Below are 13,763 nucleotides of genomic sequence, written 5' to 3'. Positions count from 1 at the left end.
ATAGGCGGCACCGCCCGCGGCTGGCAAGACGTTCAGCCGAAACGGAAAGCGGACACCGCCCACCCCATCACCACGTCGCGGTAATCGCGGGTCGCTGCCCCGTCGCCGCCCGCGCCCAGCGCGACCATCAGCGGCAGCAGATGCTCCGCCTCGGGATGTGCGAAGCGCGCATGGGGCAGCAATTCCCAATCCGCCACCCGCGCCGCGCGCCGCGCCGGGTCGGCGTCGGTCACCGCCGCCGCCAGCGCCTCATCCCATTCGGCCGCGACCGGCGTCACCTGTGCACCGCGCGCGCGCAGATTGTGAAAGCTCATGCCCGAACCGACGATCAACACCCGCTCGTCGCGCAACGGCGCCAGCGCCCGGCCGATCGCGATATGCGCCGCCGGGTCCAGGTCGGCGCGCAGTGACATCTGCACCAGCGGGATAGCGGCATCGGGGTCGGCGACCATCATCGGGATGAAGACGCCGTGGTCCCAGCCGCGCGCATCCTCCTCGGCCACCACATGCCCCGCCGCCTGTAGCAATGCCGCGGCCCGCCGCGCAATCACCGGCGCCCCCGGCGCATCCCAGCGCAAGCGATAGGTGTGCTCGGGAAAGCCGTAATAATCGAACAGCAGCCGCGGCCGCGCGCCGACATGCACCGTCACCGCCGGCGCCTCCCAATGGCCCGACACCATCAGGATGGCGCGAGGCCGTTCGGGCAGCGATGCGATCAGTCCGGCCAGATAGGCCTGCATCGGTCGCCACATCGGGTCGGGCGGGCCGCCCATCGGGTCCATGAAGAAGCAGGGGCCGCCGCCATGCGGCACGAACATCGTGGGAAGGGTCATGCGGGCAAAGGTCGGCGCGATGCCCCGCCGCCGCAATCGTCCGGATCGAAACGCCGCGTTTCACGCCAGCGCATGGTTCGGCCCGCACCGCATCGCGATTGCCTCTTCCGTCAACGCGCCAACAGTCCCTAAGACGGGTCATGTCGCGTCTCACCGTCAACAACCAGCCGGTCGAATATCGTCTCGACCCTGCGACGCCGTTGCTGTGGGCGCTGCGCGACGCATCCAACCTCACCGGCACCAAATATGGTTGCGGCACCGGCCATTGCGGTGCCTGCACCGTCGATGTCGACGGCCGGGCGGTGCGATCCTGCCAGGTACCGATCGGCGGTATCGAGGGGACGTACGTCACCACGATCGAGGGGCTGTCGCGCGAACGCAATCACCCGCTGCAACTGGCCTTCATCGCCGCGGAGGTGCCGCAATGCGGCTTTTGCATCCCCGGCATCATCATGACGGCATCGGTACTGCTGAAGCACGACGCCGATCCGGGCGAGGCGGCGATCCGCGGCGCGATCCGCAACATCTGCCGCTGCGGTGTCTACCCGCGACTGATCGAGGCGATCCAGCGCGCCGCCCGCGCGGCGCGGGGCGAGGAGACGATCCCCGCCGGCGCCCGCCCCGGCATCGACCCCGCCGACGCTGCGCGCGTCGTGCCGGCGCTGGTCGCACCCATGCACGATTCCGGCTCGTCGCCAGCCGATTAGCTTTCGGAACGCTGACGAACCAATTCAGCTTCGGCACACCGCGACACGGCTACATCCCTGTCATCATCGGAGCCGGATCGTGCGCCGGCGGATTGAGGACGGGATCGTCATGAAACGCGTAATCAAGGCTTTGCTGGCGGCATCGATGCTGATGCCGATCGCCGCGCAGGCACAGGAACAGGACGGCCGCGGTTCTGGCCAGGGGCGCCGCGGCGAATGGGGCCAGCGCGGCGACCGTCCGGAACGGTCGGCCGAGGTTGGTATCGATGCGCAGGTGCGTGCCGAACGCCCACGCCGGGCCGACGTTCAGGCCGACCGCCGGCAGGCTCCGGCACCGCAGCCCGATCGCGGCGATCGCGACGCGCGCGGCTGGAACCGCCCGGACGGAAACCGCCAGAACGGCGACCGGCCCGATCGCCAGCGTGACGACCGCCAGCCGGGCGGTGATTGGAACCGCCGCGATCCTGCGCAGGCCGGCAACGGCTGGCGTCAGCCCGACCGCGGCGACCGACGCGACGACCGTCCAGACAACCGCGATGGCCGCGATTGGCGCGATGGCCGCGATGGCCGCCGTCCCGGCTTCGTCCGCAACGACGATCGCAGCGGTGGCGGCTGGCGCGGCGACGACGGGCGCGGCTGGAACGATGGTCGCCGCTACGACAATCGCGGCGGGGCCTGGAACCGCGGCTGGCGCAACGACACGCGCTACGACTGGAACCGCTATCGCCAGGCGAACCGCGGCGCCTATCGCCTGCCACGCTATTACGCGCCGTCGGGCTGGGGCCAGGGCTATCGCCGCTACTCGGTCGGCGTGTCGCTGTCCTCGATCCTGTTCAACCGCAACTATTGGATCGAGGATCCCTACAGCTATCGCCTGCCCGAGGCGTACGGCCCGTATCGCTGGGTACGTTACTACGACGATGCGCTGCTGGTCGACATCCGCAGCGGCCAGGTGGTCGATTCGGTCTACGGCATCTTCTATTGAGGCGAAGGGGAGGCCCGGCATCGCCGCCGGGCCTCCCCATCCCCAGCGCCCCCTTGTGTTCGGGGCGATGCGGCGGCATCTCTCGCGCCATGTTCTCCCGCAGGAAAGCGCCCGCCACCTCCACGCTTCGGCAGCAGATCGGCGCACGCGTCGCGGCCCGGCTCGATGCCGATCCCGCCGTCGTCCGGGCGGAGGTGACCGGGGCACAGGTCTATTACCGCCTCGACTTCCTCGATGCGGCGCAATGCGACACGCTGATCGCGATGATCGACGCGAACCGCCGGCCGTCCTCGCTGCTCTCCGACCGCAACGATCCCGGTTTTCGTACCAGCGACAGCTGCGACATGAACCGCTACGCGCCCGAAGTGCAGCCGATCGACGAGGCGATCGCCGCCCTGCTCGGCATGGCGCCCGACTATGGCGAGACGTTGCAGGGCCAGCGCTATGCCCCCGGCCAGCATTTTCGGGCGCATCACGATTATTTCCACGATACCGAAAGCTATTGGCAGCAGATGCAGGCGTCGGGCGGGCAGCGCACCTGGACGACGATGATCTACCTCAACGACGTCGCTGACGGCGGCGCGACCTGGTTCCCGCAGGCCGGCTTCAAGGTCGCGCCACGCCGCGGATTGCTGCTCGCCTGGAACAACATGAACCCTGACGGCAGCCCCAACGAACTGACGCTGCACGAAGGCACGGCGGTGGTCGAAGGGACGAAGTACATCGTCACCAAATGGTTTCGCGAGCGCTCCTGGCTCAAGCGATAACCTCGTCAGCCGGGAATGATCGTTCGCCGGCGGATCGCGTGATGGCGCCGCGACGACATAAGCCGGTGCCTCGCGGCGTGACCGCATCCGATCGTCGATGCTGCGCGGTGGGAGCCGGGACGACCCGCGGCGAAATCGTTGCGGCTGCTTCCTTCCGGACCTGACCGGGTTGGCGACGACCACGTCCGCCCGACTCCCGCGCGCCATATGGCGGGGTCGGGCGGCGGGATCAAGTCAGATCAGCGATACACCGTGCGGCACACGCGCACGCGGTGATGATTGCGATACTTCCAGGTGCAGACCTGCCGCGAATGGTGGGCGCGATGGCGATAATGATGCGCACGGTGGCGATAGCGCGGGCGGTCGTGGCGCACGACGGTACGCTCGTGCACGACGGTGCGGACATGGTGCTGCGCGGCGGCGGGCGCGATCGGCGCCAGGCCGGTCAGCGCTACGGCGCCGGCGGCCAGAATGGTCAGCATCTTCATCGAACGTCTCCCTCGGACTGGCTTAGCGATATACGCGGAAACAGCGGCGGACCGGCCCGTAATAGCCGCGCTGGACACGGCAGACCACGCGGCTGCGGCCATATCCGCGGCCATAGCCATAGCCGTAGCGCCGACCGCGATCGTAGCCGCGATAATGGCGCGACGGGCCGCGATGGTAACCACGGTCCCAGCCACGATCGTAGCCGCGATGATGGCCCCGGTCATAGCCGCCCCGGTCATAGCCATGGCGCTGCGCCTCGGCGGGGGTCGCGGCAACCAATGTTCCCGTGGCGAGCGCGACGGCGCCGAACAATGCAACGAGCTTCATGATGATACTCCTCTCACACGCCCGACCAGGCGGGCATGGCGTACCATCGCGCAACCGCCCTGCATCGTTCCTGAATTCGTCGTTGTGCTAACGTCAGGATTGCTGCCTCAGTCGGGAATGCGCACCGTCAGCCCGTCCAGCGCCGCGGTCAGCCGCACCTGGCAGGCAAGTCGGCTGGTGCGCGTCGCGGCAGCCACCAGGTCGAGCAGGTCCTCCTCTTCCTCCCGCGCCGGCGGCAGGCGGGCGAAATCCTCCGCCGCGATCACCACGTGGCAGGTCGCGCAGGCCATGTCACCGTCGCATGTCCCCTCCAGCGGCTGGCCGTCCGCCTGCGCCACGTCCAGCAGCCGCGCGCCCTCGTCCCCCGCCGCCTCGCGCACGGCGCCGTCCGTCCCGACGAACTGCACCCGGATCATAGACGCTGCCGATCCGCCGCCGCGACGATCGCCGCCAGCCCGTCGCGCAATTCAGCCTCCGTCGTGTAGCGCCCGTACCCCAGGCGAATGCTGGCGCGGGCCTGCGCCTCGGCAAGTCCGATTCCGCGCAGCACATGGCTCGACCGACCCGACCCGCTCGCGCATGCCGACCCGGCCGAAAAGGCGATGTCGCGGCACTCGGACATCAGCCGCGCGACATCCAGCCCGTCGCGACGCACGTTGAGATTGCCGCGGTAACGCTCGTCCACGCCGCCATTCACGTCCCACCCGGCCAGGGTCTCCACCGCCATCGCCCACAGGCGCGCGACGTGCGTGGCATCCGCATCGCGCCGCTCCGCCATCAGCCGCGCGGCCACGCCGAAGCCGGCGCACAAGGCCGGCGACAGCGTGCCCGACCGTCCGCCCTCCTGATCGCCGCCATGCAGCAGCGGCTGGAGCGTCACGCCGTCGCGTATCCACAAGGCCCCGATCCCCTTCGGCCCATGGATCTTGTGCGCGGACAGCGCGACCAGATCGACGCCGCCGGGAATATCGACCCGTCCGAACCCCTGCACGGCATCGCACAGGAACAGCGCGCCGGCGTCATGGGCGGCTTTCGCCAGTGCCGCGATCGGCTGGATGACGCCGATCTCGTTGTTTACCAGCATCGCCGCGACCAGTCCGGTACCGGGACACGCCGCGGCCGTCACTTGCTGCACGTCGGCCTGGCCTTGCGCATCGACCGGCAGGATGGTGACGCTGCGCCCGGTCGTGGAGACCTGTCGCACCGTGTCGAGCACCGCCGCATGTTCCGTCGCCAGCGTGACGATTGATCCGGCCGCCCCCTTGATCGCCCAGTTCAACGCTTCGGTCGCGCCGCTGGTGAAGATCACGCGGCCACCCGGCGGTAACAGTGCGGCGACCTGCTCGCGCGCCACCTCCACCGCCGCCCGTGCCGCCCGCCCCGGCCGATGTGCGGAATGCGGATTGGCATGCTGGGTCTCGAACCACGGCAGCATCGCCGCCAGCGCCTCGGGCGCGAGCGGCGTCGTCGCCTGGTAATCGAGGTAGATCATGCCGCCCGCCGCGTCGTCCGCGCCATCTGGCGCCACGCCGCCACGAACGCGTCGACCTCCGCCGCGCCGGTGGTGCGGCCGAAACTCACCCGGATCACCTCGCGTCCGGCGCCCTCGTCCCAGCCCATCGCGCCCAGTACGTGGCTCGGCTTCATGCTGCCGCTGGAACAGGCGCTTCCCGCCGATACCGCGAAACCGGCGCTGTCGAGCAGGATCAATTGCGCCGCAGCCGCAGACCCGCGCAACCGGTACGATCCGATGGCCGGATGACGCGGGCTGTCCGCCGCGACGATCTCGCCTCCCGACCGCTGGATTGCATCGTCCAGTCGCGCGCGCAACGCGGCATGGTCCGGCTCCGGCTCCGCCAGCGCCGCCGCATAGCCGAGCGCCCCCAGTAGATTCTCCGTCCCCGGGCGATAGCCGCGCTCCTGCCCGCCGCTGGGATGCAACAGCGCCAGGTCGCGCACCAGCAGCGCGCCGATCCCCGGCGGGCCGCCACGCTTGTGCGCCGACACCGCGACCATGTCGGCGATCCCGGCCAGCTCCGGCGTGGCCGGCATCTGCGCCGCATCGACCAGCAGCGTGCCGCCCGCGCCATGCACCACGTCGGCGATGGTCGCGATCGGCTGGCGTACGCCGGTCTCGCTGTTCGCCCATTGCACGCACACCATGGCCGGCCCGTCGCCCAGCATCGCCGCCAGCGCCTGCACGTCGACGATACCGTCCGCGGTCACCGGGATCACCCGCGCATCGCCCGCCGCCCGCATCACCGCGTCATGCTCGACGGCGGTGATCAGCCGCCGCGGCGCCGTCGTCCGGCCCAGCGCGATGGCGAGCGATTCGCTGGCGCCGCTGGTCAGGATCGTCTCGCCCCGCCAGCCATAGGCATCGGCGATGGCGCGCCGCGCGCCCTCCAGCGCCGCCCGCGCCGCGCGCCCCTCGGCATGCGGCGATGACGGATTGGCCCACAGCCCGTGGCCGCGCGCCACCGCGTCGATTGCGGCCGCCGTCATCGGCGTGGTCGCGGCATGATCCAGATAGACACGGTTGGGCAGGATTCGTTCCAATTGCGCAAAAGGGCTTCACGCCTATATAGCGCGCAACATTCTGCGCTCCACCGGCGCGCCCCTTTTACGTGGCGAGACCCATGCCCGAAGTCATCTTCCCCGGCCCTGAAGGCCGCCTCGAAGGGCGTTTCGCCCCCGCTCCCCGTCCGCGCGCACCCGTCGCGATGATCCTCCATCCGCATCCGTCCGCGGGCGGCACGATGAACAATCGGCTGGTGCAGGAACTGTACAAGACCTTCCAGCGCCGCGGTTTCGCCACGCTGCGCTTCAATTTCCGCGGCGTCGGCAAGAGCCAGGGGACGTTCGACAACGGCGTCGGCGAACTGTCCGACGCGGCGAGCGCGCTCGACTGGGTGCAAAGCTTCCATCCGGAGGCGTCGACCACCTGGATCGCCGGCGTCAGCTTCGGCGCATGGATCGGCATGCAGTTGCTGATGCGCCGCCCGGAAATTCGCGGCTTCATCTCGGTCGCGCCGCCTGCGAACATGTACGACTTCAGCTTCCTCGCCCCCTGCCCGTCGTCGGGCATCATCATCCAGGGCGAAGCCGACGAGGTCGCGACGCCGGGCGCGACGCAGAAGCTGGTCGACAAGCTGCGCACGCAAAAGCACATCACCATCCATCACGACACGATCCCGAAGGCGAACCACTTCTTCGAGAACGAGACGCCGGAGCTGATGCGCTCAGTCGACAAATACCTCGACATGCGCCTCGATCCGAATTCGTCCATTCGCTAGGCTGGCCATGCGGATCGGCCCAGCCGATCCGCATCACGGTACGAGCCCGGCAGCGGTACAAGCGCCGACTGACGGCATGGATGTCGCCCATGCCCGACGCTCGCCGAAGCCAGCGTCACACTCCCCACCTACGCCACTGCAGGCGTAGCGAAGCAATCGAGAGGCGGATCAGACGCCCCGGATTGCGCGGCTGCGCCCGCAATAACGAATCGGTGTCAGGCCATCTGCCTACACGGCCGCTCGGGCATCCGTCATACGAGACCGTCCTCGCCCCGGCACATGCCTACAGCTGCCAGATCACCACATTGCCCAGCAGCACCGCCGCCATCACCAGCAGCAACACGCCCTTGCGGCGGTCGCCGCCGCGCGCGATCAGCGCGCCACCACCGATCAGGCAGGCGAAACACCCCAGCATGGCGATGGCGGGTGCGGCATTGGCGATCGTTCCCAGCGGTCCGTTCATGCCGCCAGACTGCCGCGTCCGTAGCCGGAAGTCGAGGGTGCGTCAGCACCCGACCCGCGCGCAAATCGGCGCTGTCCTATTTGGAAAAGGTGTGAAACACCCGGTGTGGCCCCGATCCGGCGCCACGCTGTTTCTCAACCCCGACGGGGGCCTCCGACCCCTTCACGAGTGAGACTTTCGTGACTTTCGGCCTTCGGGTGCTGCCTTGGGGGGCTTGTCGCGAATCAGCCGATCGCCCTTGCATAGGCATGGATGTCGACGTTCCCTCCGGACAACACCACCAGCAAGCCCGGCTCCACGGCGACCTTGCCCGCAAGCACCGCGGCCAGCGCGACCGCGCCGCCCGGCTCCACCACCAGCCGCAGGTGCTCTGCGGCCCACCGCTGTGCCGCTGCCGTTTCCGCCTCGCTCACGGCGACGCCCATGGCATCGCGCCGCGACAGCACATCGAACGTCAGTGGCGATACTCGCATCGTCTGCAGCGCATCGCAGGCGGTCGGCGGCGGATTGTCACCCACCGGCTCGATCCACGACGCCTCCAGCGACCGGCGCATATCGTCCCAGCCCTCGGGCTCGACCACGGTGATCGCGGCATCCTTCAGCGCCAGTGCGATCCCAGCGGACAGGCCGCCGCCGCCACACGGCACCACCGCCCGTGCGACCGGCGCCAGCCCCAGCACCGCCATCTGCGCCTCCGCCTCGACACCGGCAGTGCCTTGCCCCTCGATGATCCACGGATCATCGAAGCTCGGCACCAGCGTCGCGCCCCTCGCCTCGGCCAGCCGCCCGGCGATCGCCTCGCGACTTTCGGTCGCCCGGTCGTAACGCACCACCTCGGCGCCCAGCGCCAGCGTGCCGTCCAGCTTGGCGCGCGGTGCATCGGCCGGCATCACGATCGTCGCGGCCATACCGAGTCGCTTCGCCGCCCAAGCGACACCCTGTGCGTGATTGCCCGATGAAAAGGCGACGACCCCGCGGCGGCGCGCCGCCTCGTCCAGCGCGGTTAGCCGATGCCACGCCCCGCGAATCTTGAACGCCCCGACCGGTTGCAGCGATTCTGCCTTGAAAGCGACATCTATCCCCTTGATTTCGCAAACATAAAGCGGGGTCGGCGGCAGGATGCGGGCGATCTTTTCGGCGGCATCCCGCACCCCTGCGCGTGTCGGCTGTCGCAAAATCGTCACTATCTGTCCTTTCGTGGTCCAAGCCACTTTACACGGGGGTCGGACGACCATAGATCGCGCTTCCGCTGCCCCATGGGACTTCCAACCGCAAGGCAGCTTTTGTCACCGTATGCCGAAAGGCAATTGGAGGTCCCTTGAATTGGCCAAGCACGATAGCGCGCTGGGGTTAGCGCCCCTCTCGACCGCCCGTACCGCATCTGTTCGCGGGGGCATCGACATCGCCAGAACGCGCCCGGTTGACCCGGTCACGCTCGTTCGTCCGCACGCCGCCGCGCGTGCGGCTCGGTTCTTCGTCGAGAAGTTCCCGGGCCGCTCGATGTATGCGGTGAAGGCGAACCCCAGCCCGGACCTGCTCCGCGTGCTCTGGGACAATGGCATCACGCATTACGACACCGCATCGATCGCCGAAGTCCGGCTGGTCAAGGCGACGCTGCCGGCGGCGACCTGCTGTTTCATGCACCCGGTCAAGTCGGAAGAGGCGATCGCCGAGGCGTATTTCCGCCACGGCGTGAAGACCTTCTCGCTCGACAGCATGGAAGAGCTGGACAAGATCGTGGCGGCCACCCGCGGCGCGACCGACCTGACGCTCTGCGTCCGGCTGCGCGTCTCGTCGGAATATGCCAAGCTCAGCCTCGGCTCGAAGTTCGGCGTCGGCCCCGGCGAGACGAAGGAACTGCTGATGGCGACCCGCCAGGTGGCGGACGCGCTCGGCATCTGCTTCCACGTCGGCAGCCAGACGATGTCGCCCGACGCCTATACCAACGCGATGGAGCGCGCCCGCGCGGCCATCGTGGAGGCAGCGGTGACGGTCGACGTCATCGACGTCGGCGGCGGCTTCCCTTCGGCCTATCCGGGCATGACCCCGCCGCCGCTTGAGCGTTTCTTCGAAACGATCCATCGCGCGTTCGAAAGCCTGCCGATCAGCTATTCGGCCGAATTGTGGGCGGAGCCGGGCCGGTCGCTGTGCGCCGAATATGCCTCGGTCGTGGTTCGCGTCGAACGTCGCCGCGGCACGGAACTGTACATCAACGACGGCGCCTATGGCACGCTGTTCGATGCCGCGCACATCGGCTGGAAGTATCCGGTGCAGTTGCTCCGCGAACCGGACAGCGAGGCGCGCGACATGGATTTCGCGTTCTGGGGTCCGACCTGCGACGACCTCGATTACATGGCCGGCCCGTTCCCGCTGCCCGCGGACACGAACACCGGCGATTATTTCGAGATCGGCATGCTCGGTGCCTATGGCTCGGCAATGCGCACGCAGTTCAACGGCTTCGGCGCCAGCGAGAATGTCGTCGTAGCCGACGAGCCGATGCTCTCGGTCTATATCGAGGACGACCGGCAGGTCGATCGCCGCGCGACGAACGTCGTCAAGCTGTAACGCCGGCGCTATAGCCGATCATCTTCTCCCCTCCCGCTTGCCGGCGGGAGGGGCGGTTTCTGGGTTTCCGCGTCCCCAACACTGAATGACGACGGGTTCTGGATAGCCAAAGGCGAACCATGACCGACACCCTCACCAAAACCGCCGGCGCCAACGCGCCGATCAACGACACCCGTAAGGCCGAACTGCTGTCGAAGCAGGTCAAGCATATCGACATCAAGAGCTTCGACGCGCGCCCGATCGTCGATGCGATGGCGGACATGAGCTTCACCAGCCGCGACCTCGGCCGCGCGACCAACATCTACAACCAGATGCTGGCCGACAAGGATTGCTCGATCTTCCTCGTCATCGCCGGGTCGACCTCGGCCGGCGGCTGCATGGACCTGTATGCCGAGCTGGTGCGCAACAACATGGTCGACGGTATCGTCGCGACCGGCGCGACCATCGTCGACATGGATTTCTTCGAAGGGCTCGGCCACAAGCATTATCAGGCGCTGGAGATCCCCGACGACGACACGCTGCGCTCGCTCTACATCGACCGCATCTACGACACGTACATCGACGAGGAAGCGCTCCAGAACGTCGACCACACGATCTTCGAGATCGCCGAATCGCTCGAGCCGCGCGCCTATTCGTCGCGCGCCTTCATCCGCGAGATGGGCAAGTACCTGGTCGAGCACGGCAAGAAGGACAACAGCCTCGTCAAGCTCGCCTATGAGCATGACGTGCCAATCTTCTGCCCGGCGTTCGTCGACTCGTCGGCAGGCTTCGGCCTCGTCAAGCATCAGGTCGATGCCGCCAAGGAAGGCCGCCCCTACCTGATGATCGACGCGGTCGCCGACTTCCGCGAACTCACGCAGATCAAGATCGAGGCCGGCGTCACCGGCCTGCTGATGATCGGCGGCGGCGTGCCGAAGAACTTCATCCAGGACACCGTGGTCTGCGCCGAGATCCTCGGCCACGATGACGTGCAGGTCCACAAATATGCGGTGCAGATCACCGTCGCCGACGTTCGCGACGGCGCCTGCTCGTCCTCGACGCTTCAAGAAGCGGCGAGCTGGGGCAAGGTCAACACCGGCATCGAACAGATGGTCTTCGCCGAGGCCGGCTCGGTGATGCCGCTGCTGGCGTCGGACGCCTATCACCGCGGCCTGTGGAAGGACCGCCCGGTCCATCGCTGGGGCAAGCTGTTCGACAAGTAAGCATATAACCTCCCCGGCGGGGGGAGCGATGATGGATGGGCAGCCAGCCTGGCCGACGCCCGAAGGCGCCCCTCCACCCTTCGCTACGCAATCGGTCCCCTTCCCCGTTCCAGGGGGAAGAATGATTTGCCTGCCGCGCGTTACTCGGGCAGCCTTTTGGAAAAGGCGGGGAGTCGACGATCATGCATAACGACATCCTGCGGCCGATGGTGGCGCTGATCGCCTGGACGCTGGTGATGCTGGTCTGGATGCTGGCCACCCGGCTGCCGGCGATGAAGGCTGCGGGCGCCAACCTCGGCACATTGGTCGGCAGCAAGGCCGCCGACGCCGACCGCGCCCTGCCGCCCCAGGTCCAGTGGAAGGCCCACAATTACAATCACCTGATGGAACAGCCGACGCTGTTCTACGCCATCTGCACCGTCATCGCGCTCTCGGGTACCGGTGACGGCATCAATGCTGCCATCGCCTGGGTATATGTCGGCCTGCGCGTCGCACATTCGCTGGTGCAAGCTACGGTGAACCGGGTAGGACCTCGCTTCATGTTATTCATGGCTTCCACCGTCGCGCTCGCCGCGCTCACCCTCCATGCCTCGATGGCGGTGTTCTAATGGCGAAAGGCGAGAATTTCGAACGCCATCGTCAGGCGTGGACGCAGGACGAGATTCAAAAGCTCCACACGCTGGCGAAGAAGGGCATGGCGCTGAAGGCAATCGCCAAGGCGCTGACCCGCAGCGAGGAATCGACCAAGGACCGGACGAAGGCCGACGGCCTGTCCATCGCCAAGCTGCGCTGACCCTCGATCAGGCGCTGCCGGCCAGCGTCACGAAAGCCTGCGCCCGCGTGCGCATGCGCGCGGTCGTGATGGCGAGCCCGCGCGACACCTCCGCCAGCGCCGCGGCGTCTGTGCCCAGCGCGGCGGCCTGCCCGCTGATCGCCTCGGTCCGCGTACCGATATCACCGCCCGCCTCGACCGACTGTTCGACGTTCACGGCGATCTGGCGCGTTGCACCGCTCTGGCGCGCCAGCGCGGCCTCGATCGATAGCCCCGTGTCCGAAATGGTCGCCATTGCCCGGTCCAGCACGCGATGGCCGCCCACCACCTCTTCCAGCAGATGATGCATCTCGGCGACCCGCGCCGCCACGTCCTTGGCGGCGGTACCGGTTTGGCTCGCCAGCGTCTTCACCTCGTTCGCCACCACGGCAAATCCGCGCCCGACCTCGCCCGCCCGCGCCGCCTCGATGCTGGCGTTCAGCGCGAGCAGGTTGGTCTGCGCCGCAATCCCCTGGATCAATCGCAGCATGTCGTCCGCTGCGGTCGCGCTTTCGACCAGCCGTGCCACCCTCTCGCCCGCCACCTGCATGGCACCGCGGGCGTTGCGCCGTACGCCGTCGGCCTCCGCCGTGTCCTCGGCGATCGCATCCAGCGTCGCCGCCAGCGATCGTCCCAGACCGGCGATCGCGTCGAGGGCGGTCACCATCTGGCCGCTCGCCCCGGCGACCGACGCGGCATCGTCGCGGGAGGCACCAGCGCGGTCGACCAGCAACAACGCCATCGATCCGATCCGTTCCGCCGCGTCCGCCAGTTCGCCTGCCAGTACCGCGACGTCGGCCGTGAAGGCCTGCCCCGCGGCATCGATCCGCGCTGCCCGGCCCTCGCGCTCGGCCGCCATCTGCGTCTGTCGTTCGGCCGCCAGCCGTTCGAATTCCATCGCATCCATCACCGAATGGAATGCGTCGCCCTGGGTCAGCACCAGGCCTTCGCTACGCGCCCGCAAATAGGCGGCGAGCAAGGCATCGGTCGACAGGCCGATGTCCGCCATGCCGCAGGGGCGGATCACGGCATCCAGCGATCCGCCGATGCTCGGGTTCTGCATCAGCGCATGGCCGTACGGATTGAACAGGATGCTACGAACGTCATTCTCACGGATCACACCGACCGGCCGCTGGTCATCGTCGACGATCGCCAGCAACCTGAGGTCGGGCGAGCCACGAAAGAGATCGATGGCCGCTGCCAGCGTTGCGTCGCGTGGCAGGCATCGGCCACCCCGCGCGGCCGCGCCGCTACCGATACAGAGCCTTCTCGCAGCAGGTCGAGATCGAAGAACATGGTTCGGCAGCTAGAGGTCGCT

18 protein-coding genes and 1 other RNA gene are annotated in these 13,763 nt (G+C 68.1%); 8 read left to right on the top strand and 11 right to left on the bottom strand.

The genetic code is table 11. The annotated features are described in order from the left end of the window. Positions 1-32: 32 nt before the first annotated feature. Complete coding sequence (locus tag GTH33_RS09980; protein WP_163958271.1) at positions 33-833, bottom strand: DODA-type extradiol aromatic ring-opening family dioxygenase; 801 nt, start codon at positions 831-833, stop codon at positions 33-35. A gap of 140 nt (positions 834-973) precedes the next feature. On the opposite strand from GTH33_RS09980, the gene GTH33_RS09975 reads away from it, so the two are divergent. The 3 genes from GTH33_RS09975 to GTH33_RS09965 all read left to right on the top strand — a co-directional run bounded on the left by GTH33_RS09975 (position 974) and on the right by GTH33_RS09965 (position 3,292). Further along, positions 974-1,540, top strand: coding sequence for a (2Fe-2S)-binding protein (locus GTH33_RS09975; protein ID WP_163958270.1), 567 nt, complete (start codon positions 974-976; stop codon positions 1,538-1,540). A 109-nt stretch (positions 1,541-1,649) separates the two neighbouring features. Beyond that, positions 1,650-2,525 (top strand): RcnB family protein, encoded by an 876-nt coding sequence (locus GTH33_RS09970; protein ID WP_163958269.1) that lies wholly within the window; start codon positions 1,650-1,652, stop codon positions 2,523-2,525. An 89-nt stretch (positions 2,526-2,614) separates the two neighbouring features. Beyond that, positions 2,615-3,292, top strand: coding sequence for a 2OG-Fe(II) oxygenase (locus tag GTH33_RS09965; RefSeq protein ID WP_163958268.1), 678 nt, complete (start codon positions 2,615-2,617; stop codon positions 3,290-3,292). A 105-nt stretch (positions 3,293-3,397) separates the two neighbouring features. Here GTH33_RS09965 and ffs read toward each other — a convergent pair. From ffs to GTH33_RS09935, 6 genes are all read right to left on the bottom strand, one after another. Then, an RNA gene (gene ffs, locus GTH33_RS09960) (signal recognition particle sRNA small type) lies at positions 3,398-3,491 on the bottom strand. A gap of 40 nt (positions 3,492-3,531) precedes the next feature. Beyond that, a complete protein-coding gene (locus GTH33_RS09955) occupies positions 3,532-3,780 on the bottom strand; it encodes a hypothetical protein (RefSeq protein ID WP_163958267.1) in 249 nt (82 codons plus the stop codon). A gap of 22 nt (positions 3,781-3,802) precedes the next feature. Next, on the bottom strand, positions 3,803-4,108 hold the full coding sequence (locus GTH33_RS09950; protein WP_163958266.1) for a hypothetical protein: 306 nt from the start codon (positions 4,106-4,108) through the stop codon (positions 3,803-3,805). 107 nt (positions 4,109-4,215) lie between these two features. After that, positions 4,216-4,524, bottom strand: a complete 309-nt coding sequence (locus tag GTH33_RS09945) for a 2Fe-2S iron-sulfur cluster-binding protein (RefSeq protein WP_163958265.1) — start codon at positions 4,522-4,524, stop codon at positions 4,216-4,218. Then, on the bottom strand, positions 4,521-5,600 hold the full coding sequence (locus tag GTH33_RS09940; protein ID WP_163959877.1) for a cysteine desulfurase family protein: 1,080 nt from the start codon (positions 5,598-5,600) through the stop codon (positions 4,521-4,523). Before GTH33_RS09940 ends, GTH33_RS09945 begins: the two co-directional genes overlap by 4 nt. Beyond that, on the bottom strand, positions 5,597-6,613 hold the full coding sequence (locus tag GTH33_RS09935; RefSeq protein ID WP_243848288.1) for a cysteine desulfurase family protein: 1,017 nt from the start codon (positions 6,611-6,613) through the stop codon (positions 5,597-5,599). The genes GTH33_RS09940 and GTH33_RS09935 overlap by 4 nt, the downstream gene beginning before the upstream one ends. 134 nt (positions 6,614-6,747) lie before the next feature. Here GTH33_RS09935 and GTH33_RS09930 point away from each other — a divergent pair, with 134 nt between their 5' ends. Continuing rightward, positions 6,748-7,404 (top strand): alpha/beta hydrolase, encoded by a 657-nt coding sequence (locus tag GTH33_RS09930; RefSeq protein WP_163958263.1) that lies wholly within the window; start codon positions 6,748-6,750, stop codon positions 7,402-7,404. Between the two features lie 283 nt (positions 7,405-7,687). Here the strand turns inward: GTH33_RS09930 and GTH33_RS09925 are convergent, their stop codons facing one another. Both GTH33_RS09925 and GTH33_RS09920 read right to left on the bottom strand, forming a co-directional pair. After that, entirely contained in the window at positions 7,688-7,867 is a 180-nt protein-coding gene (locus GTH33_RS09925; protein ID WP_163958262.1) for a hypothetical protein, read from the bottom strand. Between the two features lie 224 nt (positions 7,868-8,091). After that, the gene (locus GTH33_RS09920; RefSeq protein WP_249054848.1) at positions 8,092-9,051 is read right to left on the bottom strand and encodes a threonine ammonia-lyase; all 960 of its coding nucleotides are present in this window, start codon (positions 9,049-9,051) and stop codon (positions 8,092-8,094) included. 139 nt (positions 9,052-9,190) lie between these two features. On the opposite strand from GTH33_RS09920, the gene GTH33_RS09915 reads away from it, so the two are divergent. The 4 genes from GTH33_RS09915 to GTH33_RS09900 all read left to right on the top strand — a co-directional run bounded on the left by GTH33_RS09915 (position 9,191) and on the right by GTH33_RS09900 (position 12,427). Continuing rightward, positions 9,191-10,432, top strand: a complete 1,242-nt coding sequence (locus GTH33_RS09915) for a type III PLP-dependent enzyme (RefSeq protein WP_249054847.1) — start codon at positions 9,191-9,193, stop codon at positions 10,430-10,432. A 119-nt stretch (positions 10,433-10,551) separates the two neighbouring features. Continuing rightward, positions 10,552-11,634 (top strand): 1,9-bis(guanidino)-5-aza-nonane synthase, encoded by a 1,083-nt coding sequence (locus GTH33_RS09910; protein WP_163958260.1) that lies wholly within the window; start codon positions 10,552-10,554, stop codon positions 11,632-11,634. A gap of 182 nt (positions 11,635-11,816) precedes the next feature. After that, entirely contained in the window at positions 11,817-12,242 is a 426-nt protein-coding gene (locus tag GTH33_RS09905; protein ID WP_163958259.1) for an MAPEG family protein, read from the top strand. Further along, entirely contained in the window at positions 12,242-12,427 is a 186-nt protein-coding gene (locus GTH33_RS09900) for a hypothetical protein (protein WP_163958258.1), read from the top strand. Before GTH33_RS09905 ends, GTH33_RS09900 begins: the two co-directional genes overlap by 1 nt. A gap of 7 nt (positions 12,428-12,434) precedes the next feature. On the opposite strand, the gene GTH33_RS09895 is transcribed toward GTH33_RS09900, so the two are convergent. Both GTH33_RS09895 and GTH33_RS18180 read right to left on the bottom strand, forming a co-directional pair. Beyond that, complete coding sequence (locus tag GTH33_RS09895) at positions 12,435-13,637, bottom strand: methyl-accepting chemotaxis protein (RefSeq protein ID WP_249055081.1); 1,203 nt, start codon at positions 13,635-13,637, stop codon at positions 12,435-12,437. Further along, entirely contained in the window at positions 13,562-13,741 is a 180-nt protein-coding gene (locus tag GTH33_RS18180; protein ID WP_249054845.1) for a hypothetical protein, read from the bottom strand. The genes GTH33_RS09895 and GTH33_RS18180 overlap by 76 nt, the downstream gene beginning before the upstream one ends. Positions 13,742-13,763: the final 22 nt, after the last annotated feature.

The organism is Sphingomonas insulae (genome assembly GCF_010450875.1).
In the GTDB taxonomy this organism is placed as follows: domain Bacteria; phylum Pseudomonadota; class Alphaproteobacteria; order Sphingomonadales; family Sphingomonadaceae; genus Sphingomonas; species Sphingomonas insulae.
The sequence above is the reverse complement of the archived record's forward strand: the minus strand, read 5'-3'. Positions and strand labels throughout refer to the sequence as shown.

Excerpts from the sequence above, each read along its gene's own strand:
- GTH33_RS09980 (WP_163958271.1), bottom strand. The coding sequence starts at position 833 with ATGACCCTTCCCACGATGTTCGTGCCGCATGGCGGCGGCCCCTGCTTC.
- GTH33_RS09975 (WP_163958270.1), top strand. The coding sequence starts at position 974 with ATGTCGCGTCTCACCGTCAACAACCAGCCGGTCGAATATCGTCTCGAC.
- GTH33_RS09970 (WP_163958269.1), top strand. The coding sequence starts at position 1,650 with ATGAAACGCGTAATCAAGGCTTTGCTGGCGGCATCGATGCTGATGCCG.
- GTH33_RS09965 (WP_163958268.1), top strand. The coding sequence starts at position 2,615 with ATGTTCTCCCGCAGGAAAGCGCCCGCCACCTCCACGCTTCGGCAGCAG.
- GTH33_RS09955 (WP_163958267.1), bottom strand. The coding sequence starts at position 3,780 with ATGAAGATGCTGACCATTCTGGCCGCCGGCGCCGTAGCGCTGACCGGC.
- GTH33_RS09950 (WP_163958266.1), bottom strand. The coding sequence starts at position 4,108 with ATGAAGCTCGTTGCATTGTTCGGCGCCGTCGCGCTCGCCACGGGAACA.
- GTH33_RS09945 (WP_163958265.1), bottom strand. The coding sequence starts at position 4,524 with ATGATCCGGGTGCAGTTCGTCGGGACGGACGGCGCCGTGCGCGAGGCG.
- GTH33_RS09940 (WP_163959877.1), bottom strand. The coding sequence starts at position 5,600 with ATGATCTACCTCGATTACCAGGCGACGACGCCGCTCGCGCCCGAGGCG.
- GTH33_RS09935 (WP_243848288.1), bottom strand. The coding sequence starts at position 6,613 with ATGACGGCGGCCGCAATCGACGCGGTGGCGCGCGGCCACGGGCTGTGG.
- GTH33_RS09930 (WP_163958263.1), top strand. The coding sequence starts at position 6,748 with ATGCCCGAAGTCATCTTCCCCGGCCCTGAAGGCCGCCTCGAAGGGCGT.
- GTH33_RS09925 (WP_163958262.1), bottom strand. The coding sequence starts at position 7,867 with ATGAACGGACCGCTGGGAACGATCGCCAATGCCGCACCCGCCATCGCC.
- GTH33_RS09910 (WP_163958260.1), top strand. The coding sequence starts at position 10,552 with ATGACCGACACCCTCACCAAAACCGCCGGCGCCAACGCGCCGATCAAC.
- GTH33_RS09905 (WP_163958259.1), top strand. The coding sequence starts at position 11,817 with ATGCATAACGACATCCTGCGGCCGATGGTGGCGCTGATCGCCTGGACG.
- GTH33_RS09900 (WP_163958258.1), top strand. The coding sequence starts at position 12,242 with ATGGCGAAAGGCGAGAATTTCGAACGCCATCGTCAGGCGTGGACGCAG.
- GTH33_RS18180 (WP_249054845.1), bottom strand. The coding sequence starts at position 13,741 with ATGTTCTTCGATCTCGACCTGCTGCGAGAAGGCTCTGTATCGGTAGCG.